This window comes from Undibacterium sp. CCC3.4 (assembly GCF_034347425.1).
Taxonomy (GTDB): Bacteria; Pseudomonadota; Gammaproteobacteria; order Burkholderiales; family Burkholderiaceae_D; genus Undibacterium.
The window spans coordinates 2,786,996-2,811,165 of sequence record NZ_CP133779.1 but is presented as its reverse complement, the minus strand read 5'-3'; the positions used below and the strand labels follow the sequence as shown (position 1 = coordinate 2,811,165).

General features: G+C 53.0%; 22 protein-coding genes, 1 tRNA gene and 1 pseudogene. 14 read left to right on the top strand and 10 right to left on the bottom strand.

Going from position 1 to position 24,170, the window contains the following annotated elements:
- Window position 1: 1 nt before the first annotated feature.
- The 14 genes and pseudogenes from RHM61_RS12570 to RHM61_RS12505 all read left to right on the top strand — a co-directional run.
- Window positions 2-1,215 (top strand): IS3 family transposase gene (locus tag RHM61_RS12570; RefSeq protein ID WP_322247645.1). Its coding sequence is split into 2 segments (ribosomal slippage): window positions 2-278 and window positions 278-1,215, totalling 1,215 coding nucleotides; the frame shifts between segments, so codons are not numbered across the junction.
- A gap of 132 nt (window positions 1,216-1,347) precedes the next feature.
- Complete coding sequence (locus RHM61_RS12565; protein ID WP_322247644.1) at window positions 1,348-3,159, top strand: hypothetical protein; 1,812 nt, start codon at window positions 1,348-1,350, stop codon at window positions 3,157-3,159.
- Between the two features lie 275 nt (window positions 3,160-3,434).
- Window positions 3,435-4,454, top strand: coding sequence for a putative 2-aminoethylphosphonate ABC transporter substrate-binding protein (locus RHM61_RS12560; protein ID WP_322247643.1), 1,020 nt, complete (start codon window positions 3,435-3,437; stop codon window positions 4,452-4,454).
- A 58-nt stretch (window positions 4,455-4,512) separates the two neighbouring features.
- Window positions 4,513-5,079: a phosphonate degradation HD-domain oxygenase gene (locus RHM61_RS12555; protein ID WP_322247642.1), complete on the top strand. Its 567-nt coding sequence runs from the start codon at window positions 4,513-4,515 to the stop codon at window positions 5,077-5,079.
- Window positions 5,076-6,182 (top strand): putative 2-aminoethylphosphonate ABC transporter ATP-binding protein, encoded by a 1,107-nt coding sequence (locus tag RHM61_RS12550; protein WP_322247641.1) that lies wholly within the window; start codon window positions 5,076-5,078, stop codon window positions 6,180-6,182. Before RHM61_RS12555 ends, RHM61_RS12550 begins: the two co-directional genes overlap by 4 nt.
- Window positions 6,179-7,888 carry a putative 2-aminoethylphosphonate ABC transporter permease subunit gene (locus RHM61_RS12545; RefSeq protein ID WP_322247640.1) on the top strand — a complete coding sequence of 570 codons (1,710 nt, stop codon included), beginning with the start codon at window positions 6,179-6,181 and terminating at the stop codon, window positions 7,886-7,888. The genes RHM61_RS12550 and RHM61_RS12545 overlap by 4 nt, the downstream gene beginning before the upstream one ends.
- A 37-nt stretch (window positions 7,889-7,925) precedes the next feature.
- Entirely contained in the window at window positions 7,926-9,026 is a 1,101-nt protein-coding gene (locus tag RHM61_RS12540) for a 2-aminoethylphosphonate--pyruvate transaminase (protein ID WP_322247639.1), read from the top strand.
- 25 nt (window positions 9,027-9,051) lie between these two features.
- The gene (gene phnX, locus RHM61_RS12535; RefSeq protein ID WP_322247638.1) at window positions 9,052-9,900 is read left to right on the top strand and encodes a phosphonoacetaldehyde hydrolase; all 849 of its coding nucleotides are present in this window, start codon (window positions 9,052-9,054) and stop codon (window positions 9,898-9,900) included.
- 21 nt (window positions 9,901-9,921) lie between these two features.
- Window positions 9,922-10,767 (top strand): phosphonate metabolism transcriptional regulator PhnF, encoded by an 846-nt coding sequence (gene phnF, locus RHM61_RS12530; protein WP_322247637.1) that lies wholly within the window; start codon window positions 9,922-9,924, stop codon window positions 10,765-10,767.
- Window positions 10,768-11,250: 483 nt separating this feature from the next.
- Window positions 11,251-12,450, top strand: coding sequence for an ATP-binding protein (locus tag RHM61_RS12525; RefSeq protein WP_322247636.1), 1,200 nt, complete (start codon window positions 11,251-11,253; stop codon window positions 12,448-12,450).
- A 187-nt stretch (window positions 12,451-12,637) separates the two neighbouring features.
- On the top strand, window positions 12,638-12,937 hold the full coding sequence (locus tag RHM61_RS12520; RefSeq protein WP_322247635.1) for a type II toxin-antitoxin system HigB family toxin: 300 nt from the start codon (window positions 12,638-12,640) through the stop codon (window positions 12,935-12,937).
- The gene (locus RHM61_RS12515; protein ID WP_322247634.1) at window positions 12,925-13,347 is read left to right on the top strand and encodes a transcriptional regulator; all 423 of its coding nucleotides are present in this window, start codon (window positions 12,925-12,927) and stop codon (window positions 13,345-13,347) included. The genes RHM61_RS12520 and RHM61_RS12515 overlap by 13 nt, the downstream gene beginning before the upstream one ends.
- Window positions 13,348-13,716: 369 nt before the next feature.
- A complete protein-coding gene (locus RHM61_RS12510; RefSeq protein WP_322247633.1) occupies window positions 13,717-14,370 on the top strand; it encodes a phage baseplate assembly protein V in 654 nt (217 codons plus the stop codon).
- A pseudogene (locus tag RHM61_RS12505) lies at window positions 14,367-14,561 on the top strand (GPW/gp25 family protein); the annotation flags it as partial. The gene RHM61_RS12510 and the pseudogene RHM61_RS12505, both read left to right, overlap by 4 nt.
- 157 nt (window positions 14,562-14,718) lie before the next feature.
- Here RHM61_RS12505 and RHM61_RS12500 read toward each other — a convergent pair.
- The 10 genes from RHM61_RS12500 to yegQ all read right to left on the bottom strand — a co-directional run bounded on the left by RHM61_RS12500 (window position 14,719) and on the right by yegQ (window position 24,132).
- A tRNA-His gene (locus RHM61_RS12500) sits at window positions 14,719-14,794 on the bottom strand.
- Between the two features lie 346 nt (window positions 14,795-15,140).
- Complete coding sequence (locus RHM61_RS12495) at window positions 15,141-15,593, bottom strand: copper chaperone PCu(A)C (protein WP_322247632.1); 453 nt, start codon at window positions 15,591-15,593, stop codon at window positions 15,141-15,143.
- Between the two features lie 9 nt (window positions 15,594-15,602).
- Window positions 15,603-16,652 carry a tRNA dihydrouridine(20/20a) synthase DusA gene (dusA, locus tag RHM61_RS12490; RefSeq protein WP_322247631.1) on the bottom strand — a complete coding sequence of 350 codons (1,050 nt, stop codon included), beginning with the start codon at window positions 16,650-16,652 and terminating at the stop codon, window positions 15,603-15,605.
- A 112-nt stretch (window positions 16,653-16,764) separates the two neighbouring features.
- Window positions 16,765-20,838 (bottom strand): DEAD/DEAH box helicase, encoded by a 4,074-nt coding sequence (locus RHM61_RS12485; protein WP_322247630.1) that lies wholly within the window; start codon window positions 20,836-20,838, stop codon window positions 16,765-16,767.
- Between the two features lie 46 nt (window positions 20,839-20,884).
- The gene (locus RHM61_RS12480) at window positions 20,885-21,187 is read right to left on the bottom strand and encodes a hypothetical protein (RefSeq protein ID WP_322247629.1); all 303 of its coding nucleotides are present in this window, start codon (window positions 21,185-21,187) and stop codon (window positions 20,885-20,887) included.
- 67 nt (window positions 21,188-21,254) lie between these two features.
- Window positions 21,255-21,587: a multidrug efflux SMR transporter gene (locus tag RHM61_RS12475; protein WP_322247628.1), complete on the bottom strand. Its 333-nt coding sequence runs from the start codon at window positions 21,585-21,587 to the stop codon at window positions 21,255-21,257.
- Between the two features lie 28 nt (window positions 21,588-21,615).
- Complete coding sequence (locus RHM61_RS12470) at window positions 21,616-22,050, bottom strand: EamA family transporter (RefSeq protein ID WP_369124410.1); 435 nt, start codon at window positions 22,048-22,050, stop codon at window positions 21,616-21,618.
- A complete protein-coding gene (locus RHM61_RS12465; protein ID WP_322247626.1) occupies window positions 22,050-22,406 on the bottom strand; it encodes a hypothetical protein in 357 nt (118 codons plus the stop codon). The genes RHM61_RS12470 and RHM61_RS12465 overlap by 1 nt, the downstream gene beginning before the upstream one ends.
- A 46-nt stretch (window positions 22,407-22,452) precedes the next feature.
- Window positions 22,453-22,737: a DUF1294 domain-containing protein gene (locus tag RHM61_RS12460; RefSeq protein ID WP_322247625.1), complete on the bottom strand. Its 285-nt coding sequence runs from the start codon at window positions 22,735-22,737 to the stop codon at window positions 22,453-22,455.
- 30 nt (window positions 22,738-22,767) lie between these two features.
- The gene (gene yegQ / locus RHM61_RS12455; protein WP_322247624.1) at window positions 22,768-24,132 is read right to left on the bottom strand and encodes a tRNA 5-hydroxyuridine modification protein YegQ; all 1,365 of its coding nucleotides are present in this window, start codon (window positions 24,130-24,132) and stop codon (window positions 22,768-22,770) included.
- Between the last annotated feature and the right edge of the window lie 38 nt (window positions 24,133-24,170).

Genomic DNA, 24,170 nt, shown 5'->3' with positions numbered 1-24,170 from the left:
CATGAGTGAAAATAAGAGAAAAATATTTAGCGGCGCACAAAAAGCCAAGGTAGCAGTTGAGGCAATCAAAGGCGAAAAGACGATCAATCAGATCGCCCAAGAGTTCGGGGTGCATCCGACGCAGGTTAGCCAGTGGAAGAAAGAATTACTGGAAAATGCAGGCAGTCTGTTTGAAGGTAAGCGCGGTCCGAAACCGGCCAGCACACAGAACGACCCAGACCGTCTCTATGCCAAAATTGGGCAACTGAATATGGAACTCGATTGGCTTAAAAAAAAGTCAGGGATCAGCCTGTAACGGAACGATTGCAGTGGGTAGAGCCGCTCTCTGCCCTTTCAATCGCCACACAATGCCGTCTCGTTTCAGTCACGCGCTCGGTCGTGTACGACAAGAAAAAGCGCTTGCAAGAAGAGATCAATCCGTTTGATAGTTTGCTGTTGCAATTGCTTGACGAGGAATACACCAGACATCCATTTTACGGCACGCGACGCATGACGCATTACTTGCGAGACTGTGGCCATGCAGTGAACCGCAAGCGCGTACAGAGGCTGATGCAGCAACTGGGATTGGCAGGTATGGCCCCAGGCCCCAACACCAGTAAAGCGCATCCGCAGAACAAGATTTACCCGTACTTACTGAGAGGTATCGATGTCACTCGACCAAATATGGTCTGGAGTACAGACATCACATTCATCAGGCTGCCGCGGGGTTTTGTGTATCTGGTGGCGATCGTTGACTGGTATAGCCGGAAGGTGCTGTCTTGGCGGTTGTCGAACACGATGGATGCGGGGTTTTGCGTGGACTGCTTGGAAGAAGCCATAAAATGGTATGGAACGCCGGAGATTTTTAATACCGATCAGGGTGCGCAGTTTACCAGCCAGGCCTTTACTGGGCTGCTGCTTAGAAACGGCATCAAAATCAGTATGGACGGTCGCGGTCGGGCGTTGGATAATATTTTTGTTGAGCGTCTATGGCGCAGTGTGAAATATGAAGAAGTGTATTTGAAAAAGCATGAAAGTATGCCGGAGTTGGTGATCGGCTTGGCGAACTATTTTATGTTCTACAACGCTGAACGTAAACATCAATCATTGGGTTATCAAACGCCGGAAACCGTGTATCGATCAGGCGTGGGCGGCGGTGCCAAGATCGTAAACAAATTTGGTACTGAACTGCCTGATTCAAAAATGATAGAAAAGAAAAGCACGGTAGTGATGTAGTGCGAATAACGGGGCAGCGCCGCGCAGCTGTGGCAGAAACAGGCACTATCTTAAACTCTTTGAATAATTGTCTGGACTTAGGGGGCCACTTTAATCGCGTGCTATTTCGTCCCTGGCACTGGCGTTTGCAGCTTGCCGCAAACGCCAGTGCGCAATGCTACCACCGCGCTCTACCTTGAACCCGGGACGACGGCGATCGATATAAGCCAGCTCTGGGTCAAGCAGCCAGCCACGGACAAGCGCAGCGAAAGTAGCGCCGACACGAGCAACGACCTGCAAGTGCATATGGAGAAATTACCGGCAGAAACCATGTTCCAATTGCGCATGCTCGACAGCCAACTGGAATCAGGCGATCAGGAAGCCCATCTCCTCGAAGACCGCACGAATAATGTGATTTTTTTGCAGGAAAAACACGGTCGTGGCCGCATCATTTTTTTCTTACCCCCGGGCATGCGCCTGCAGCTCGACGCAGCCCAGCAGGCGCAACAAACCTGCCTCACCGTCAAACTGATCGCCATGCATGCGATGGCAGCGCAAGTGCCGACTCTGCGCGCGACGAACGCCGCCAACATACGCTTCCCGGCAGGCGGCCGGCACAAACGGGCCGATCAAGACCCATCCTGCGGCAAGCTGTTTTCGCCGGCCAAGAATCAGCGCCTCAGCCTGGCTGAAACCGGCATCAGCATGATAGAAAACAAGTTACTGAACTGCCGACTCGATGACCTCACAACAATCAAAGAAACGCTGCAACTATACGATAGCTACCTCAAACGATATCCCTCTCCACATACCAAAGAAGAGGCAATCATCACGCATATGGACCGGGTCTTGCATAACAAGGCGCTCGATTTGGTGGACGAGCTATCGAGTAGAAATCTGCCAGACCACTACCTTGCCATACGACTTTACCGCGCAATCAAAGTCAAAGATGAGGCTTTGTTTATGCATATCAAACAAAAAGCCGACTACTTGTCACGCTATGAAAAGATGCAAAAACAGCCGCAGAATGATGCCGAATTTTATGCCGCCTACCAAGCCGTCAGCGCGCTCAAGGGAGAGTTTTTCGATATCTCGTATGACTTGGGAATTCATTACCGTGAGATCACCTCACTCTACGATGTCATCGAACAAAATTATAAAAATACACTCGCTACAACGCCACTGCTGAGCACGGTGTTCTCTGAAACCAATGCCGCCCACTTGCACGAGCTGCGCTATGGCCCACCCGAGACCCTGCCGCCGCCGCTGGCATATGGCTTCTTGCCAGGTTCCGTCCCCGGCGACACCGTGTTCCGCGTACGCGTGAAAGATTACGATAACGCCGCGCCCTACCTCAGCTATCCAAACTCGATCGCCGAGGCCGACCGTTTGTCCGCGTTCCCGACCATCAGCTCATGGGGATGGATTGATTGGCGCTGCCAAGGGATGCCGGAAAATAAAGTGGCGCTGATCAAAAAAATGCTGCAAGAAGACGTGCATCGCTGGATCAGCAATGAAGGCGAAGTGGCGGCCAAAGAAATGGACGAATTGATGCAAGTGTCGCTGCCACTCTATGGCCCTAGCAGAGGCCAATCGGTGTACGCGAAAAAAGCGCTCAAGGCATTCCAAGTCTTGGGCTTCTATGGCGGTACCCTGATCAAATATGGCTCAGCGGCGGAGCACAGTGAAGTGGCCAAGCATGGGCTGGAGGTCGTGACCGCGTACCGTATGGATGTAAAAAATCCCAATTACTATATCAGTGCTTACCCCGACGGCAATATGCTGAAAAAAATCAACAGTGCGCATCCCGACATCACCTTGCCTAAAGCCAAGGAATGGCAAAGCAAAACCAATAACCTGACACCGATACAGGTAGGCCAATACCATATCATCTACATCGCCATCGATGACATTGCGGCCGGCAGTGAATTATTACTGCCCTATGGGCCGGCTTATCGCTTGTAAGTCTTGTTAAGCCGTACCAGTAAACAGGAACCGCCATACCTCAACACGCCGGCCGACATCTTCACCACCCCGCAGGCGGCTCGCTTGCGGGGCGCAAGATGGCGGCACTGTCACTACAGAGAGCAATGGCTCACGGCTGCGCTTTGAACCAGCTCTCGACAACATGACAAAAACAGCCCGCAAGTCATCTAGACGTCACGATGACGTCACAATGCCTCACTACACTTTGAAACTCGGGTATCACAGCGATACCATTCCATTCAAAGGAGTATTCGATGCAATTTTCCACATTGTTGAAATCCCTATCCTCACTGTTTTGCTTAGTCAGTATTGCAGCTTCTGCCGAGACGAATTTGACGGTTTACACTGCACTTGAAGCAGATCAACTGAAATCTTATCAGCGTCAATTTGAAACAGAATACCCGGAAATCAAGATTCGCTGGGTACGTGATTCCACAGGCATCATCACTGCAAAATTGCTGGCTGAAAAAGCCGCGCCTCAAGCCGACGTCGTGATGGGCGTCGCTGCTACATCACTGCTTGTACTCGAAAAAGAGGGAATGCTCGTTTCCTATGCCCCAAAAGGCCTTGAAAAATTGAACCAGCGGTTTGTCGATGACACCAGCCCCCCGAGTTGGGTCGGTATGGATGTCTGGGGTGCGACGATTTGCTTCAACACGGTTGAGGCTGCCAAGCTTGGCCTGAAAAAGCCAGAGAGCTGGAAAGACTTACTCAGACCGGAATATAAAGGCAAAATCGTCATGCCAAATCCTGCTTCGAGCGGCACCGGTTATTTTGATGTGAGTGGCTGGCTGACGCAACTCGGTGAGAAAGATGGCTGGGCTTATATGGATCAGTTGCATGGCAATATTGCGCAATACACGCACTCCGGATCGAAACCTTGCAAGCAAGCGGCCAGTGGTGAGTTTCCGATTGGCATCGCCTTTGAGTATCGCGGTGCAAAGTTGAAGGAGAGCGGTGCCCCAATTGATCTGATTTTCCCGAAGGAAGGTTTGGGCTGGGACGTGGAAGCGACCGCGATCATGAAGGGAACAAAAAATCTTGATGCCGCACGCAAGCTCGCTGATTGGTCCGCATCAAAGTCCGCCAACGAATTGTTTGCCAATAATTTTGCCATAGTCGCCTACCCCGGCGTAGCCAAACAGAACCCGCTGATTCCGGTCAAGTACGAACAACAATTAATCAAACAGGATCTTAAATGGTCTGCCAATAATCGTGACCGCATTCTGGCCGAATGGACCAAGCGTTACGATGGCAAATCCGAACCGAAGTAGTTCCCGATGGCGTCCGGCCTATTTGTCCGGACGCATTATTTTTTCCTTTGGCAGGCATATGAGCAAACGTCTTTCCACAATTCAAATCATCGAGCTGTTTGATCAAGCGGGAAACGCGCTTTACGGAGGCGAAGCGATTACCCAAACTGAACATGCACTCCAAACTGCCTGGCAAGCTGAGCAGTCGGGCGGGGACGACGCCTTAGTCATTGCTTGTCTATTGCATGATCTTGGTCATATGCTGTGTCAACAATCCGATCATGAACTGGTGGAGGGTAAGGATGACCTGCATCAACTCCGCGTGCTACCCTACTTACGTGGGCTCGTGCCGTCCACTGTCATTGAAACGATACGTTTGCATGTCGATGCCAAACGCTATTTGTGTCAGTCCGACCCATCTTATTCAGCGGCACTATCTGACGCTTCGCGTATGAGCATGGCGCTTCAAGGTGGCGTAATGGATAGTGCGGAAGCCAGCGCATTCATTGCCAAACCACAAGCTGCTCAAGCACTGGCACTGCGTCGCTACGACGACGCCGCCAAGGTAAGGGGTTTAGTTGTGCCGCCATTGGCGCATTATCTCCACAGACTCAATCGTATGATCGCCAAGACGGCTGCAACATGAATAGTGACGGCGCATCATCTGCTCTGGACGAACAAAAAACTTGGCTGCGAATGGACCATATCAGCAAGCAGTTCGGCACATTTCAGGCTTTACACGACATTAACCTGCATATCCGGAAAGGAGAATTCGTCTGCTTATTAGGACCTTCCGGATGCGGTAAGACGACCTTGCTCCGGATTATCGCGGGACTCGAAGTGCAAGACTCCGGCAGCTTGTTTATGGGCAGTCGTGAGATCGGCACATTGCCGCCCGCACAGCGCAATTATGGCATTGTCTTTCAATCGTATGCGCTCTTTCCCAATTTGACTGTTGCCCAAAATATTGGCTACGCATTGCGCCAAAACCGTGCCGACAAGAACCATCGGGTCGATGAATTACTTGATCTGGTTGGATTGCATGGCACGGAAAATCGCTATCCCTCGGAACTTTCTGGAGGTCAACAACAACGCGTCGCCTTGGCCCGGGCACTTGCCACCTCGCCGAGCTTGCTGCTGCTCGATGAACCCCTCTCAGCACTGGATGCAAAAGTACGCGAACGGCTGCGTCAAGAGCTTCGTCGCCTGCAACAAAAGCTGGGGGTGACGACGATTATGGTGACCCATGATCAGGACGAAGCAATGACAATCGCCGATACCGTGGTCGTGATGAGCAACGGTCAGATTGAGCAGATTGGTAGCCCGGAGCAGATCTATCGCGATCCGGCGTCCCATTTTGTTGCTGATTTCGTAGGACGCGCCAACTGGTTGCCATTACTTCGATCCGCTGACGGACTGGCTTCTTTAGCTGGCCTCCCGATCAATGTGAACCTGCCATCCGGTGCGCATAACGCCACTTTATTTTGCCGCCCAGAAGATGTGAAAATCGAAACACATTGGCATTCCGGAACAGATTCCATGATGGCTATCGTGGACCGGGTGGATTTTCATGGTGGACTACGTCGCGCCACACTATCCCTGTGCGCTGATCGCGCCATGTCCATCTTTGTCGATGTTGGCCCGAATGACGCCGGCTATGCATCGCTCGAACCCGGTCGACGCGTGCCTGTCAGCCTTCCTCAACACAAAGTTCGCGTCTTTGCTGCTTCACCATCATGCGCGCCATGACTTTACTTCGATCAAGTCGACATCGCTTACCTGCGTTCCGCAGCATCGACGAAAAGCTCGCGGTCTGGCTCGTCGGTATAGTCGCGTTACTGATGCTCGCCTTCATTGCCTCGCCCTTGTTAAGCATGTTCAGTATGACCACACAAGCGCGCAACGGTAGCTATGTCGGATTGGCTAATTGGACGACTATGCTGATGGAACCCAGACTACGTATCGCGGCTGGCAACAGCATTGCACTGGGCATGGCGACGCTCGTCATTGTTCTGCCTTTGGCACTCGCCTTTGCTTTCGCCTTGACGCGTACGCGCTTGCTCGGACGGCGCGTCTTCAGGCTGATCGCATTGACACCAATGCTTGCGCCTTCGTTGATGCCCGCCATTTCTTTGGTGTATTTGTTCGGCAACCAAGGATTACTGAAAAACTGCTTGGCTGGCGCTTCGATATATGGCCCGATCGGAATCATACTGGGAGAAGTCTTTTATACTTTCCCGCATGCCCTGCTGATACTGACTACTGCGCTGAGTGTGAGCGACAGTCGACTTTATGAAGCGGCTGAAACACTCGGTGCCAGCAAATTCCGTCGCTTCCTGACGGTGACCTTGCCAAACGCCCGTTATGGCCTTGTGTCTGCCGCGATGCTTGTGTTCACGCTGGTAGTCACCGATTTCGGTATCCCGAAAGTCATTGGTGGGCAGATGAATGTATTGTCATTGGAAGCCTACAAACAAGTCATCGGCCAGCAAAATTTTAATAAGGGCGCAGTCATTGGCGTGTTATTACTGCTGCCGGCGGTGTTGAGCTTCATGCTTGAGCGCTGGCTGTCCCGCCATCGGACGGGCCAAATGAGCGGACGGTCGGTGGTCTATCAGCCGCGACGTAACCACCTGCGTGACGTGCTTCTATGGCTGCTCTGTGCAGGCACCTCGGTCTGTTTTCTGGCCTTACTTGGGGTTGGTTGCGTAGCTGCATTTATCAAAATGTGGCCGTACGACATGAGTCTTACCTGGTCGCATTTTGATTTTGAGCAGTTAGATGGCGGCGGTTGGCTCGCCTTCCTGAACAGCATGCGACTGGCCACGCTCGTGACAATATTTGGTACGGGATTTATTTTTATCAGTGCCTATTTAATCGAAAAATTACCAGTTCCTGCAGGCATCATTGCGACGATTCGCAGCTTAGCTTTATTACCGATGGCAGTACCTGGCCTGGTGCTTGGCCTGGGATATGTGCTGTGCTTCAATGCACCAAGCAATCCTTTGCATTTTTTGTATGGAACGATGAGCTTGATGGTCGTGGCGACGATCGCCCATTTTTACACCACCGCGCACTTGACACTGACGACCTCACTGCGCCAATCAGATAGCGAAATTGAAGCAGTCGCCCGCAGTTTGCAGCGGCCATGGTGGCATACTTTTCTGCATGTGACCTTACCAATCAACTTACCTGCAGTGTTTAATGTGGCGCGCTATCTGTTCATTTCCAGTATGACGACGGTAAGTTGCATCATCTTTTTGTACACCCCAGACACGGTGCTTGCCGCGGTAGCGATCCTGAATATGGATGATGCCGGTGATACGGCAGCCGCCGCCGCAATGGCGACACTCATCGTCATCAGTTCCTTGCTTGTCAGCGCGCTGATGCATGGTGCCGGTTGGTGGCTAAGTCACCGCGGCCAAGCCTGGCGCCGATTATCCGGCTTACATTGATTGCAACATTTCACACCCTATTTTCTGAAGGCTCAGCATGCGCGACGCTCTCCTCCTTACTCCCGGCCCACTCACTACCAGTTTGGCAACAAAGACCGCCATGTTGCACGATTGGGGCTCATGGGACAGTCATTTTACTCGCCTGACTGCTTCCTTGCGCAAACGCTTGGTCGCTATCATTGATGGTGAAGACGACTATACCTGTGTGCCCCTGCAGGGATCGGGCACGTTTGCAGTGGAAGCCGCCATCGGTACAATGATGCCACGCGATGGCAAATTGCTCTGCCTGGTCAACGGTGCCTACGGTAAGCGCATTGCACAGCTGACGGAAACAATGGGGCGACAGGTATCGGTGTTGGATTTCGGCGAAACTGCGCCAGTCGATCCAGCCATCGTCGCCGAGGCATTAGCGAGCGACCCACAAATCACGCATGTCGCGGTCGTATATTGCGAAACCAGCACCGGCATTCTCAATCCTATGCCAGCCATTTCCGCGCTTGTCGCCGCCGCCGGAAAGAAACTGATCATTGACGCGATGAGTGCCTTTGGGGCCCTTCCCTTATCGGCCAAGACCTGCAAGTTTGATGCCCTTATCGCTTCCAGCAACAAATGCCTGGAAGGGGTGCCTGGCATGGGTTTCGTCCTGGTCAAAACTGCCGAACTCGAACAAACCAGCGGCCACGCGCATTCACTGTCACTCGATCTGTACCAACAATGGCGCTATATGGAACAGACCGGACAGTGGCGCTATACACCACCCACGCATGTCATGGCAGCATTGACCGTCGCGCTCGATCAGTTCGACGCAGAAGGCGGCAGAGCGGCACGCTTGCAGCGCTATACCGCCAATTGTCACACGCTGATTGAAGGTTTGAAAGCGCAGGGATTACAGAGTTTCTTACCGCATGAGATTCAGGCACCCATCATCGTGACGGTCCACGCACCGCAGCATCCACACTGGAATTTCAGTCAATTTTATCAATTGACGAAAGCACGGGGGGTAATCCTGTACCCCGGCAAATTGACGTCGGCGGAGACCTTCCGGATCGGCTGTATCGGCGCGCTTGGCCAGGCTGAAATGGCGATCGCGCTGGATGCGATCGCGCATGCCTTGAAAAAAATGCACATTTGCCTTTAACTTTTTGACTTCATCGCTGACCGACATGACTCTCGCTACGACAAATTATCTTTACCAACGCAACTACCAAGGGCCGGTACGTGCGGTTATTTTCGACTGGGCCGGCACACTGGTCGACTATGGTTCCTTCGCGCCGACGCAGGTCCTGATTGACGCCTTTGCCGGCTTCGAAGTGCTGGTGACGATGGACGAAGCCCGCATCCCTATGGGCCTGGCCAAATGGGATCACATTCAGGCACTCGGCCAGCAAAGCGCGGTCGCCCAGCGTTGGCATGAGCGTTACGGCCGAACGATGAGCGACGCCGATGTGGATGCACTGTACGCCGCCTTCCTGCCCTTACAAATCGAGCGCGTTGCAGCGTACTCCGATCTCATACCCGGAACGCTTGAGGTGCTCGCTCAGCTCAGGTCACGTGGTATCGCCATCGGCTCCTGCTCAGGCTATCCTCGGGTGGTTATGGAGAAACTGCTGGCACACGCGGCCTCGCAAGGTCTGACGGTGGCGCACGCGGTTGCCACCGATGATCTCAACGCCGGAGGTCGCCCTGGGCCGTGGATGGCCTTAGCCAATCTGATTGAATTAGGTATCGGTGACGTACGCGCTTGCGTGAAAGTCGACGACACGCTACCCGGCATTGAAGAAGGTCTTGCCGCTGGAATGTGGACCGTTGGTTTGTCCCTGTCCGGCAATGAAAACGGATTGACACTCGCTGAAATGGATAAATTATCAACGGATCAAAGAGCTGCCCGGCGCGTTGTGGCGGCTAACCGACTGGCACGCGCGGGGGCGCATTATGTGATCGATACCATCGCCGATCTGCCGGCCGTCATCGATCGGATCGAAGCGAGTATGGCGCAGGGCCAGCGGCCTTAAGGAAGCGCAGATTTAATCGCTGTGGAATTGTCCGTTGCCAATGAGGATGCAATGCAAGGCGCCTTTTGCTGTCAATATCAAGGTGTAGTTGCACTGATTCACCGTCATCTTTTCAGTGAAGGTATGTCAGAATTCGGTATGGATCAAAAAAATATCATTCGCAGTCCAGGCATCTGCATCTGGCGACAAATTGAAGAAGTGCTCAGTGCCGATATTTTAGCCGGGCATTTGTCTCACCGCTTGCCCAACGAAACAGCACTCGCCGAACGCTTCAACGTCAACCGACACACGGTGCGGCAAGCGATGAAGGCGCTTGTCGAACGCGGCATGGTCGATGTACAGCATGGGCGCGGTACTTTTGTACGAGACGATATCATTGATTATCAAGTCGGCCGCCGGACGCGTTTGGCTCATAGTGTTGCCAATGCACGAAGGATAGGCGTCAGCAAAGTGTTGCATTGGTCTGCTATGTCGGCCAGCGCAGAAGTGCGTCAATTGCTGGATTTGTCGAGCAAAGCCAGTGTGCTTGGTATCGAGACGCTCGATGTCGTCGATGACAAAGTGATTGGCGTATGTACCCAGTATTTTCCTTTGCCTCGCTTTGCAGGACTCGGAGAACTTTATGCAAAAAACGGCATTACCCATCTCGCATTAGAACAGTTTGGTATTTTACAATTTCAACGTCGCATGAGTCGAGTGACGGCCCGCATGCCCAGTAAAGAAATTGCACGGCAACTCTCCCAGCCAAGTACATTACCTGTTCTTTATGTCGAAGCCGTCTATGTTGATGAAGCTGGTAGTCCCATCGAATATGGCATTTCCCGTTTTTGTAGTACGGCAGTCCAGGTTGTCATTGAGCCTGACTAGTCTAGTCCATACACAATCCGAGAGGATGAACGCTCTGTATGCTGTGGTCTAATTTTCCCAGACACCTCAATAGGTGGAAAATGCCGAAATCGGCAACTTACCAACTATCCTGACACAGAGGGATCCAATACTAGCCCTACACGACACTAAATTAATACTCCAGACGTACAAAAGGGTTACAAGCCTGAACTTGTAACCCTTTGGGACGTCACCAAGCTCCTCAAAGATGCGGGCATTCGCGGCGGTAGCAGCCATTCTGGCCGTCGATCCTTTGCCAGCAATTTGTTGGCAAAAGGGCATAGCCTGGAGACGGCCCATCAGCTTTTAGGGCATGCTGAATTGATCACATTCGGCCATACCTTGACGTCTCACAGGCAACTTTACCAGACATGTTTGCGGCTGTTATTTAAGGCATGTCATTGATATTTATACTGATATTACGTACTTTATTAATATTTAATAACTTAACTAATATAGGTACATATGGATCCCATATTGAATCCTTACGCACCCGGTGCCGGAAGTCCTCCGCCCGAACTCGCCGGCCGAAACGCTGTGCGAGAGAAAATGAGTTTGTGTATAGAGCGGCTTAGGCGAGGCAAGCCCGCTAAAAGCATGATGTTGGTCGGGCTTCGAGGTGTTGGGAAGACGGTTCTGCTCGATCAGATGATGAAAGACGCCGAGGCTACCGGCGTAGTTACGATCCGGATTGAGGTGCCGGAAGGTAGATCTCTTCCAGCCGCACTTGCGCCGCAATTACGGCGTGGCTTGCTCAAGCTAAGCCGTATGGAGAAAGCAAAAGATGTCGCTATCCGTGGCCTACGTGCTCTGGCCGGATTCGTTGGCAAAATGAAAATCACATTTAATGATATCGAGGTTGGCCTAGATTATGAAGCTGAGCCCGGTTTGGCTGACAACGGCGACTTGGAAGGTGATCTTACGATGCTGCTGGAGCAGGTAGGACGCGCCGCTCAAGCAGCATCCACGCTAGTAGCAATTTTTATCGACGAATTGCAGTATGTGCCTGAGCAGCAGATGGTGGCATTGATTTCTGCACTCCATCGCTGTTCCCAGCTGCAATTACCACTTGTACTTGTAGGGGCGGGATTGCCTCAATTGCGCGGACGCATGGGTAAAGCTAAATCGTATGCGGAACGTTTATTTGACTTCCCTGCGATCGGACCGCTCGAAGCTGCTGACGCTACCAGCGCTATTGTTAAGCCTGCTTTGAGTGAGGGCGTTGACGTGGATGGCGACGCGGTGGCATTGATCTTGAACTATACCAAAGGCTATCCATATTTCTTGCAGGAGTGGGGGAAGCATGCGTGGGACGTCGCCGACACTAGCCCGATCAGCAAAACGGATGTGGAGACGGCCTCTACTGAAGCGGTTGCTGCGCTGGACGAAAGCTTTTTTCAGGTACGATTTGATCGCCTTACCCCGGCAGAGAAGAAATACCTTCGCGCAATGGCTGAACTTGGAAACGGACCTCATCGCTCAGGAGATATTGCGGCAGAGCTTGGGCGAGAGAGTTCATCGCTGGGGCCAGTTCGAAGCAGCTTAATTTCAAAAGGAATGGTTTGGAGTCCGACACATGGTGATACGGCATTTACGGTACCGTTGTTTGACGAGTTTATGAAACGCACCATGCCTGGAGAGGAATGGGCCAACGCCGAAAATTGATCCGATAATAGAAGGTGAGTGTAGAAATGAGTGACCGCGAGTATTGGGTTCCTGAAATTATGGAGTGGCAAATGTACAAGCTCTTTGGATACTTTACTCGCTGTTGAAGCGACAGCTTTATTCGCAACCGGGATAGCTGCCGCCTTGAGATGGGGATCACACAAAAAATGTATGCAATTATCTCAAAATGAGATACAATATATTTATGCGAGTGATATCCAACAAAGCCCTGACAGACTTCTCAGCAATCCATCCCCAAGCCGGGGAGCCACTTCAGGCGTGGCGTAAGATTGCCGAGTCTCGGACATATTTAAATTTCTCTGAGATAAAAGCCATCTTTAATGCGGTCGATAAGGTAGACATTTATTACGTCTTCGATATCGGCGGCAACAAATATCGCATTATCGCGGCGATACATTTCGATCAGCAAAAGCTGTTTGTCCGCCATGTTTTTACGCACAAGGAGTATGACAAATGGAAGCCTTAATGGACCGCCAGGTGATTAGCGACATCACCACCCGTTTTCAGGCGCTCGCAGCTCTTGTACCGCTGCGCGCGATCCGCACGGACGCCGACTATGAGAAAGCCGTCACGATCTTGAACCAGCTTCTGGATGCAGGCGCTGCCGACGAAAGTTCGCCACTCGGCGATCTGACCAATGCGTTGGGCGCGGTGATTGGTGACTACGAGGATTTGCATAACCCGGTTCAAGAAGTCACGCCAGCAGCTACTTTGCGGTTTCTGATGCAGCAGCATCAACTCACTCAGTCCGATCTTCCCGAAATTGGTAGCCAAGGAGTGGTGTCAGAGATTTTGCGTGGGAAACGTGAACTTAACGTTCGGCAAATTAAAGAGCTGGCCGGACGCTTTCAGGTCCCTGCTGCTGTGTTTATCTAACTATCAGCCTAAGTCGTAAAGGAAAGATGGTGAATAAATTCAGTTTGAAGTACAAATTCTTTGCGTTAATTTTATTCACTTTCATTTCGGTATCCACAACTGCTGCGACGAGGTGGTATTTATTTGTACCTTTAAATGCAAAAGAGGAGTCAAATGGATGATTCATCGTTAGACTTGCTTACCATGGTCTACGGTAGTCAGGCAGGTGCGCTGACACTGACCTGATCGCTGCTTTTTTTTGGCGACGCTGACTGAGCCGAGGCTGAGCCGGTACTTTCTCATGCAGCCAGCCAACTGGGCATCGCGTCCGAGTTGATAAACGCCTTTCTAACCAAGTGCCTGATGCAATTCCAGCGCTGACGCGGCAACATGATGTGCATGACTGCCGACCGCTCTGAATTACTGCGTTTACTTCTCAATCTGATACGCTTAGGCCGTATCGTCGAGTGCGACTATCCTCAACAGCGGGCCCGCGTCTTGGTTGGTAAAAATCTGACGGACTGGCGGCCATGGCTCACCGAGCGGGCCGGCGACACGCAAACCTGGTGGGCACCCTCAGAGGGTGAGCAAGTTCTTGTATTGTCACCGGAAGGCGATTTTAATCAGTCGGTGATTGTGGGGGCCATTTACTCTGACCGTGGCGCGGCACCTTCAAGCAATCCGGCGCAACATCTCAGCCATTATCAGGACGACGCCAGCATTTCCTATGACTGGCAATCCCATACCTTGAGCGCTGTTTTACCAGCGGGCAGCCATGCCTTCATCAAAGCCGACCAAGTTACCGCTGATGCGCCGGAAACGACCTGTACCGGTAATTTGACGGTGCAAAAAAATCTGATTGTCAACGGCATGAGCATGCTCAATGCCGGCATGGCGGTGTTACCAGGTGCCACTGGAGACAGCGCGCGGATTGAGGGGCGGCTGACGGTCAGCGCAGATGTGGAAGTCAGCGGCATCAGCTTGGTCGCTCACCGCCACGGCGGCATCCAAGCCGGCGGCGCGCAGACCGGAGGTCCGCAATGAGCGACATGATGAGTGGCATGAGCAGGCTCAGCGGTGCGGCCTTGTCGGGCTTGGCGCATATACAGCAATCGGTCGCCGATATGTTAACGACACCGATCGGTAGCCGGGTCATGCGGCGCGAGTATGGTTCGGAGGTGCCGGAGCTGATCGATCAGCCGCTCAATGGTGCCACCCGTTTGCGCTTGTATGCGGCCACGGCCTATGCTCTGCTGCGCTGGGAACCGCGCCTCACGCTGAGCGGTTTGCAACTGGCTTACGATTTGCAAGGAACTGCCGGCTTAACGCGGCACGCAAATTGTGAAAAAAAGAAAAAGCCCGCTAAAAAGCGGGCTAAGTCTTTGAATTCAATGGGGTGGACGATGGGGCTCGAACCCACGACAACAGGAATCACAATCCTGGACTCTACCAACTGAGCTACGACCACCACTGAAACTCTGAATCAAATAATGCACCCAGAGAGCTTCGCATTATACCGACCAATCCGGTTTTTGACAAGGGGGCGGGGCATTCTTTGTAATTATTACCCATCACGCCAGCGCGATTATTGAGATCGGCATAGCCAGGGGCCTAAGGGAAGCGCCGGTGGCTGCTTTGTACATTCAGATAAAAAAAGCCTGCGCTGAAATACGGCGCAGGCATGAACTCACGGTAGTGAGAAGAGGAGTTTACAATGCAACTGACGCGACTATAATATTTGGCGCAGCAAAACTTTGCACTTATTACAATCGCTTACGCATCGTGCACTTGGGAAACAAATTCCTTGCGCTTACTTACATCTTACCGTCGCTCGCGTTCATATTTTTTACGTTGGCATTCACTTCAACCGTTTCACGCTTCTTGTCTTTCGTTTCAAAAATCAATTTCAGCGGCAATTTTTCGCCGGCTTTGGCTTGTCCATGCAAATCCATCAGCATGATGTGCAAACCACCGGGCTTCAATTCCACGGTTTTTCCGGCGGCGATATCGAGATACGGCAGCGCGCGCATTTTCATGACATCATTTTCCATCTTCATTTCATGCACTTCCGAGATGCCTGCGGCAGCGGTCTGAACTGCGACCAAGCGCACGTCTTGGCTGCTGCGTATCTGCAGAAACGCGCCGGTTGCGTGCTGCTGCGCTACCGTGGCGCGCACCCAGGCTTCTTGCACAACAATTTCGGCTTGCGCGATGGCGGCGGCCGACAGCAAAGACAATAACAAGATCGATCGAATTGCGGTATTCATAAGTGCTCCTTAAGCGTTCAAGTTTTCAGTACTACGGTCATAAGTAGTGATCGTTTGCATACGTTCGTATGCTGCGATCAGTAATTCGGGATTGCCGAGTGCAAGTTGTTTACTGTCCGACAAAGTCTGACGAAAAGCGCGCGAACCGACCAGCCCCATCATCAGCCCCAACATGTGGCGCACCACACTGTTCAAGCGCATACCTTTGCCACCATTGCCGTGCAAGGCTAATTGTTCACGAATATACGGAATCATCGCATGCAAAATTTGCTCACGCGTTTGTACCGGTCTGGTATCGGCATAAAAATGGGCATCAAACTCGGCCATAAAATACGGGTTGTGATAGGCCTCACGACCTATCATCACACCATCGAGCTGCTGCAAATGCACATCGATTTCAGCGATAGTTTTGACGCCGCCGTTGACGATAATTTCCAGTTCGGGAAATTCACGCTTCAAGCGATACGCATACTCGTATTTGAGTGGCGGAATTTCGCGATTCTCACGCGGCGTCAAGCCCTTCAGGATCGCATTGCGGGCATGGACAATAAAGGTGCGGCAACCAGCTTCGGCAACCTCACCGACAAAATCACGCATGAAATCGTAAGAATCGACATCATTGATGCCGATTCGGTGTTTGACCGTGACATCGATATCGACCGCATCCTTCATCGCCTTCACGCAGTCGGCCACCAGCGTCGGTTCGGCCATCAGACAAGCGCCGAAAGCACCCTTCTGCACGCGCTCCGAAGGGCAACCACAGTTGAGATTGATTTCATCGTAGCCCCATTGCTGCCCCAGCACGGCGCACTGTGCCAACTCGCTCGGTTCGCTGCCGCCCAATTGCAGCGCCACTGGATGCTCGCCGGGATTGAATTCGAGATGACGCGCAACATCACCATGCAGCAGCGAACCGGTCGTCACCATTTCGGTATAGAGCCAGGTATGGCGCGTGATTTCGCGATGAAATTGACGGCAGTGACGGTCACTCCAATCGAGCATAGGAGCGACGCAAACGGTGCGGCGCGCCGCTTGGGGTGTTTTCTGTGATTCAGGCATGATGACAATGATTACAACAACTTATTAAAATACAATGGCAGCGCAGCGAGAGACTGCGGTAGACGGGAACGCCGTCAGGCCGCATTTTACCATTGCGTGCGCCGGCATCGGCTTACACGCTTTCTTTCAGCAAACGCAACAGCGCTGCCGAATCGAGGCGTGCCGAGGCATCGCCACCGTCGAGCAGACTATTGGCCAAATCACGCTTATCGGCATGCAAGGCGAGGATTTTTTCTTCTATTGTGTTTTGCGTCACTAATCGGTAGATCGTCACCGGTCGCAATTGCCCCATACGGTGGGCCCGATCGGAGGCTTGGTCTTCGACCGCTGGATTCCACCAAGGATCGAGATGAATCACATAATCGGCCGCGGTCAGATTGAGCCCGGTGCCGCCGGCCTTGAGGCTGATTAAAAACACATCGCCTTCCCCGGCCTGGAAGGCATCCACACGCCGTTTACGCTCCAAGGGCGCGGTACTGCCATCGAGATATTGATAACTGATACCCTGCTCATCGAGATAGGCGCGCACGATGGCCAAATGATCGACGAACTGGCTGAATACCAGCGCCTTGTGGCGGTTATCGAGCAATTCCGTCAATGTTTCGGCAAACACCGCCAACTTGCTGCCGGCAATCGTCGCTTGTTTGAGCACCAATTGCGGATGACAACAGAAACGCCGCAAGCGTGTGATCTCGGCCAACACCTTGAGTGACGCACCGGCCTCACCGCCTAGATTGGCGATGGTGTCGAGCGCTTCTTGTCGTAAAGCTTCGTAGAGATGGCGCTCTTCTGCACTCAATTCCACCTGCAAAGTGATTTCTGTCCGCGCCGGTAATTCTGTCAGCACCTGCGTTTTCGTGCGTCGCAAAATAAATGGCTGCAATAATTTTTTCAGATGCAAGCGTGCGTCTTTATCGCCGCGTTCTATCGGCGTGCTGAAGCGTTCGGCGAAACGTTCTTTCGAACCGAGCAAACCGGGGTTGATAAAGCGGAACAAATTCCATAATTCACCGAGATGATTTTCCACCGGCGTGCCGCTGGCGATCATTTTGAAATCGGCTTGCAAGGCCATCGCCGCCTGGCTGCGTTTGGTCGCCGAATTTTTTATCACTTGCGCTTCATCGAGCACCACGCTGTGCCAGTGTTGCGCGGCGAAGGCCTCGGCATCCGACTGCAGCATGCCGTAACTGGCGATGACGAGATCAAAAGGACCAAGTTCCGCCAAGGACCGATTGAGGTGATACGGCCGCACCCGCAAGGTCGGCGCAAAGCGCGTGACTTCCGACTGCCAGTTCAGCGCCACCGAAATCGGTGCCACCACCAAGGCCGGGCCGTTCGGTGCGCGTTGTAGCAGCAAGGCCAAGGTTTGCACGGTCTTACCCAGCCCCATGTCATCGGCCAGACAAGCACCGACACCCCACTGTGCCAGCCGCGCCAGCCATTGGTAGCCAGCTAATTGATAATCGCGCAACTCAGCTTGCAAGGTCGATGGCAGTTGCGGCACAAAAGCCGCCATGGCATCGAGCCGTTCGACTTGGGCACGCCAACCGGCATCGGCTTCGAGCTGCCCGACCTCGGCCGCCAAGGCCGCCAGTGCCGGTGCCGCTAAGGCATTGATGCGGATGCCATCCGGGCCGACTTCACCGAGCGCCTGTAATTCGCTCAGGCGTTGACGGAAACTATCAGTCAGCACCAGATAATCATCGTCGCCGAGGCGCAGGAAACGTCCGCGCGCCGCGTTCGCCATTTGCAGCAATTCGCGCAAGGCCAGCACACGGCCATCATCAAGCGTGATTTCACCGCCGGCGACAAACCACTCGCCTTGTTTTTTAATGCTCAAGCTTAAATTAGCCAGCGAACGGCTGCCGCGCAAGCGGAAGCGCTCACCTTCCGGCCAGACCAATTGCAGCAACTCAGGCGGCAGGGCTTTTAATTCGGCCAGCAATTCCAAGCATTGCTCAGGATGCAGCAATTGCCATTCCTGCTGACTGCTTTCCGCCACGCTTAAGCTCGGGCAAGCCTGCAGCACCTGCTCAAGCCGCGCGCGCTCCAGCGGCAAATCGCGATTGGCTTGCAAGGGCAAGCCGGCGCGCTCACCGAGCACATGCGCAGCACCTTGGCCCGGCGCATACCAACCGCCTTCGGCCAAGGGACGAACCAGCAATTGCAAGCGCAAGCCCTCTTGCAGTGGTAATAAATGTGCATACACCGTCAGGTCGGCCGCGACACTGGCAATCTGCGCATTCAATTCCGGCAGATCAGAATGAATCGGTAAATGCGGTGCAATGGCGGCAATCACGTCGATCAGCTGTTCTTTGGCATTTCCGGGCACACTGATGCCGCGCCCTAAAATACCACTGATCTGCCGAATTTCCGGGCTACTCACATAGACGGCCAAACGCGTGGTGGTTTCTTTTTTCCATACCAGCGCGGTGTCGCCGCCAATGTAAGGATCAAGCTGCAAACTGATTTGATCACCATCCTCTTTGAGTTGCAAGGCGATATCGCCTTTCACCACATCGATACGCACATCGGGCGCATCGGCCCAGTACACGGCTGGGTGAGCGATCAGGTGGGGCAAGGCCTTCTCGATCTGCAATTCAAATTCACTACCACCGTAATAACTGTCGTGCGTCTTGCGCACACAGGAGGCGATTTGGCGGTCTTGTTCCAGCAAGTAAGGCAAACTGTCCTGCTCTTGTGCCAAACGACGCAAAGCCACCGGACGGCCCTTACTCCAACTGCCCTTGACGCTACGCTTCTGTTCGCGTGGTTCCGCTTTCAATTCCTGAAACTGAAATTCCAACAACCAAGCCAAACGCTGTTCCGCGACCGTGCTGACGGCTTCGGCAGCGGGTTTCAACTGGCTCAAGGCAGTCAGCGCACGCTTCCAACTTGCTTCGCGTTCAAACAAGTCGAGCAGTGGCACAATCTGATGTTGCGCATGCCAGCCGACGCCACGCGCTTCGACAGCGAATTGACGAGCGAGCAAGACATCGAGTTCCGCCTCCACCCACTGATAACCATAGCCCTGCATCACATCGCGCATGGCCAACAGCTTGGCTTGCAACTTCGGATGCGGCGGCGCATCCTGCCAGTAAGCAGCCACCGCTTCGAACACGGCATCGATGTCATGCTGCGGGCGCACGGAAAAATGCGAAATCGGCAGCACCACGCCGCTGGCTAAATGATGGACCAAGGGTTGCAAGACAAAATAACTGTAAGCGTGCTTTTGTTTCACACCCTCGTCGACCTGGGCCTTGGCCAGTTTTAAACTGGCGCTGTCATTCTTGGCCAGCAAGGCGATGGTCGCCAGTAAACCCAAGGTCTCGGGCAAAAATAACTTACGCTTACCCGTGGCTGTTTTCTGCACTTCTGCATAGGTTTGCACCACGCCGGTTGCGGCGGCCATACGCTTTTGCAGCACCGCGAAAACGATTAGAAATTCCGCTTGCACTTGCGGTGGCAAACGCGTTTTCAATTGTTCGAGACGATCAAAATCGCCGCGCAACAGCGCTTGCCAAGCTAATAAGCCCATCAGTTGTGGCCAACTTCCGGCATGCTGTTCGATTTGCGAACAAGCGTAATCGTACGCACGCCGACAATCGTTCAAATGCCAGTTAGCATGGGTAAACACATCGGTGAGCAGCATACCCTGATCAATCTCTTTGAGCTGAGCGAATAAGGCCAAGCCTTCTTCATCATTGAAGAAATCCGCACCCGGCACCGGCAGAGTGTGCGTGGCGACGCTATAAAATTTCTCTCGCCACAGCAAAGTTTCATCAGTGCGGCCCAACAGTAAAGAAAACAGCATTTCGCGCCGATAAAACGTCGCATCATACGATTTCCAATGTTGGTATTCACCATTACGCTTAAGAAAATCACGCACATGCGTGATCCAGGTTTTCAATTCGCCGCGCTGCTGCGCGCGCAACAGCACCGCCATGCGCAAATCTTCGCGCAACACAAAGCCCAGCCCTATTTCTTGCCGCAGCAAATGCCGTCGGCACAAATCGGTGATCAATTCTTTCAGCAATTTGGCGTTATACGGATTGCCAATAGCGGTAGTACGTCCACAAAGCTGCAAGAACTCGAGTGCGCGCGGCTGATTCAGCGGCACTTCGAACAAGGCCGTTGCCGTCAGCAAGGGCCATTCATCATCAGAACATTGGGAAAATAAATGCATCATAAAAGATCATCAAAAAACTGAAAAAACGAGACCAGCATCGTGCTCAAGCCTCAAGCAGATAGCGCGCAGCATAGCCGCCGGCTAAACAAATCAAACCGCTCATCGATAGAAATCGATGCAAGGCCGCCGAACCGATGGTCGCAGCCGCTTTACGCGCGCGTAACTCTGCGGTCGGTGCCGCAAACACCAAGGGCTGCAATAAATAGAGCACGCATAAGAAGACAAAGCCGCAAGCGATCAGGGCTTCGCTGAGCAAATCATGTGCGAGCGCACGCTGAAAACTCGCCAGCGCCGACCAGCCGAATAAACTCAAGGCCATCAGGCGCGCAAACGGAAATAATTTCAATTTTTCCAATGTGAAAACCCCCCTGTTAAAGATCAGGGCAGGTTACCACATTCACTGCCAAGCTGGCTCAGTGGCTGACTGAGGAAGAAAAAACATTAATGACAATCACACCGGCGACGATCAGCCCAATGCCAAGCAAAGCGGCAAGATCCAGGCGCTGCCCGTACAATACAAAAGCGACCAAGGAAATCAAGACCACCCCAACCCCAGACCAGACCGCATAGGCGACGCCAACCGGAATGCTGCGCAAGGTCAGCGATAAAAAATAAAAAGCGGCAGCGTAACCACAGGCCAGCAACAGCGTCGGCCACGGTCGCGTGAATCCCTCCGAGGCTTTGAGTGCCGAGGTAGCGATCACTTCACAGAAAATTGCCAATCCCAGATAGAGCCAGTTCATCATTATGTATCCTTGTCAAAGCCTCCGCGGCTCAGCGCTTGAGCGTCATGACCAACACCCCGCCAGCTATCATGGCAATACCTAGCCATTGGCGCCAATCGGGCCGCTCACCCAAAAAAGCGCAAGCGAAAATCGCCACCAACACCACGCTCAGTTTATCCACCGGCGCGACCAGTGAGGCCGGTCCGTTTTGCAAGGCCCGGAAATAGCACACCCAGGAAGCGCCAGTCGCCAATCCCGAGAGACTGAGAAAGAGCCAAGTACGCGCTGCCAAGTCAAAGGGATTGCGCCACTTGCCTGTGCTCCAGACAAATACCGCCAGCAACAACACAATGAGCACGGTACGCAGCAGTGTGGCGAAATCACTGTCGACGCCCTGGATGCCGATTTTGGCGAAAATTGCCGTCAATGCCGCAAAAATAGCGGAAAACAAGGCCCACAGCAGCCATGGACTGCTGCCAGCCATCATGGCTGACGCTCTGGCGCGACGATGCGCGGCGGCGCACTCAAAGCCAAGCTTTGTACACGCGCTTCGCTGAGTTGACTATACGCAATCCAAGCCGCTTGTTTATTGCGCGTTTCCACGCAACTGACGCGAAAATCATGCAGCAATCTGACTGCGCAGTGCTCAGAAAGTTGCAAATCTTCATAAGCGGCAAAACTTTGCGGTGTCGTGCGAGCAGCGTTCGATATTGCCGCGACGGCATCTCGCTCGCTCGGGTACAAAGCAATCGTCAGTGGTGCAGCGAGTTTGACCTGCGGCGGCGGTTGACAGCCTGCCAGTAACAGCAAGCCCGCCACAAAAACCCCATACCAATTCATGCCAGCCCCTCAAAAAGTCGATCTCAGCATTGTAAGGAAGATACGCTCAAAAAACTAACAAGAAATACGCAACCGCCAACAACAATAAAGCATGCAGTGTCAGCATAAAAGAAAAGCGCAACAAAAAAGCGGTTTTACGCGATTTATGGCGTAACCATCGGTGCGCCAACAAGGCACCAGGCCAGCCACCGAGCAAGCTGAGAAACAGCAGCGTATGCTCCGGTATGCGCGCGCGGCCAGCGATTGCGGCGCGTTTATCCAGCGCATAGCTGCCATAACACAGCAGACTGAGGGTGCCATACCACGCCATGACAATTTGTATCCAAGACACCGCATCTCCCTGCTCGATGGCATAGGCTGCTTACAGCATCCGTGCCAGCAGCGCTTTGTCGTATTTGGCCGCCAGCGGAATGCGCACCCTGTGGCCAGCACCACCGATGATTTGCAGCGCTTGATGATCACTGTTGCGCATCTCAGCGAGGGTAACAATCTCATTCCCCGCCGGAGAAATAATTTCTATCCTGTCACCGACGGCAAAACGGTTCTTCACTTCCACCTCGGCCCAGCCATCAACAATCTGCAAAACTTGTCCAACATATTGACTGCGATGCGCCTGCGACACCCCTTCCATGTAATTCTGATGATCTTGGGTATGATGACGCTGGTAAAAGCCGTCAGTATAGCCGCGATTGGCCAGACCGTTGAGTTCACCGAGCAACTGCGGATTGAATGCTCGACCAGCGGCGGCATCATCGATCGCACGGCGATACACCTGGGCCGTGCGCGCCACATAATAGAGCGATTTGGTGCGCCCTTCCACCTTGAGCGAATCGACACCGATCTTGGCCAGCCGTTCGACATGCTCGACCGCGCGCAGATCCTTCGAATTCATAATGTAGGTACCGTGCTCATCTTCGAGTATAGGCATGAGCTGCCCCGGCTTGGTACTTTCTTCGATCAGGTAAGGACGATCAGCCAACGGATGGCGCGGCATGTCGCCCATCGCTGAGAACGATTGATTCGCTTGTTCCAGCGCTTGGCCATAATTGAACGCGATGGTTTTGACCGGAATGCGGGCCAAATCGCCGGTTTCATTTTCATCAGCGTTTTCGACCTTGTAATCCCAGCGACAAGAATTGGTACAAGTACCCTGATTCGGATCGCGGTGATTGAAATAACCGGACAACAAGCAGCGCCCCGAATACGCAATACACAGCGCACCATGAACAAACACTTCGAGTTCCATATCGGGGCATTGCTGACGAATTTCTTCCACTTCATCGAGCGAGAGCTCGCGTGACAAGATCACCCGCGTCAAGCCCATGTTTTTCCAGAATTTCACATCGGCCCAATTGACGGCATTGGCCTGCACCGACAAATGTACCGGTACTTCCGGCCATTTTTCACGCACCATCATGATCAGACCGGGATCGGCCATAATCAAGGCATCAGGTTTCATCGCGACCACCGGTGCCATATCGTGCAAATAGGTTTTGAGCTTAGCGTTGTGTGGAAAAATATTGCTGGCAACGAAAAATTTCTTGCCGCGCGCATGCGCACCATCGATACCCTGTTGCAGAATATCGGCAGTAGAAAATTCATTATTCCGTGCCCGCAGACTATAGCGAGGCTGGCCGGCATACACAGCGTCGGCACCGAAATCAAATGCGGCATGCATTTTTTCCAGCGAGCCGGCGGGTAAAAGAAGTTCAGGGGCGATTAACATGGCTGAGCGATCAATAAAGAAAAATGTTCGCGATTTTA

Excerpts from the sequence above, each read along its gene's own strand:
- RHM61_RS12520 (WP_322247635.1), top strand. The coding sequence starts at position 12,638 with ATGAGATACAATATATTTATGCGAGTGATATCCAACAAAGCCCTGACA.
- RHM61_RS12475 (WP_322247628.1), bottom strand. The coding sequence starts at position 21,587 with ATGATGAACTGGCTCTATCTGGGATTGGCAATTTTCTGTGAAGTGATC.
- RHM61_RS12510 (WP_322247633.1), top strand. The coding sequence starts at position 13,717 with ATGATGTGCATGACTGCCGACCGCTCTGAATTACTGCGTTTACTTCTC.
- yegQ (WP_322247624.1), bottom strand. The coding sequence starts at position 24,132 with ATGTTAATCGCCCCTGAACTTCTTTTACCCGCCGGCTCGCTGGAAAAA.
- phnX (WP_322247638.1), top strand. The coding sequence starts at position 9,052 with ATGACTCTCGCTACGACAAATTATCTTTACCAACGCAACTACCAAGGG.
- RHM61_RS12485 (WP_322247630.1), bottom strand. The coding sequence starts at position 20,838 with ATGCATTTATTTTCCCAATGTTCTGATGATGAATGGCCCTTGCTGACG.
- RHM61_RS12540 (WP_322247639.1), top strand. The coding sequence starts at position 7,926 with ATGCGCGACGCTCTCCTCCTTACTCCCGGCCCACTCACTACCAGTTTG.
- RHM61_RS12515 (WP_322247634.1), top strand. The coding sequence starts at position 12,925 with ATGGAAGCCTTAATGGACCGCCAGGTGATTAGCGACATCACCACCCGT.
- dusA (WP_322247631.1), bottom strand. The coding sequence starts at position 16,652 with ATGCCTGAATCACAGAAAACACCCCAAGCGGCGCGCCGCACCGTTTGC.
- RHM61_RS12560 (WP_322247643.1), top strand. The coding sequence starts at position 3,435 with ATGCAATTTTCCACATTGTTGAAATCCCTATCCTCACTGTTTTGCTTA.
- RHM61_RS12525 (WP_322247636.1), top strand. The coding sequence starts at position 11,251 with ATGGATCCCATATTGAATCCTTACGCACCCGGTGCCGGAAGTCCTCCG.
- RHM61_RS12470 (WP_369124410.1), bottom strand. The coding sequence starts at position 22,050 with ATGGCTGGCAGCAGTCCATGGCTGCTGTGGGCCTTGTTTTCCGCTATT.
- RHM61_RS12495 (WP_322247632.1), bottom strand. The coding sequence starts at position 15,593 with ATGAATACCGCAATTCGATCGATCTTGTTATTGTCTTTGCTGTCGGCC.
- RHM61_RS12465 (WP_322247626.1), bottom strand. The coding sequence starts at position 22,406 with ATGAATTGGTATGGGGTTTTTGTGGCGGGCTTGCTGTTACTGGCAGGC.
- RHM61_RS12555 (WP_322247642.1), top strand. The coding sequence starts at position 4,513 with ATGAGCAAACGTCTTTCCACAATTCAAATCATCGAGCTGTTTGATCAA.
- RHM61_RS12550 (WP_322247641.1), top strand. The coding sequence starts at position 5,076 with ATGAATAGTGACGGCGCATCATCTGCTCTGGACGAACAAAAAACTTGG.
- RHM61_RS12545 (WP_322247640.1), top strand. The coding sequence starts at position 6,179 with ATGACTTTACTTCGATCAAGTCGACATCGCTTACCTGCGTTCCGCAGC.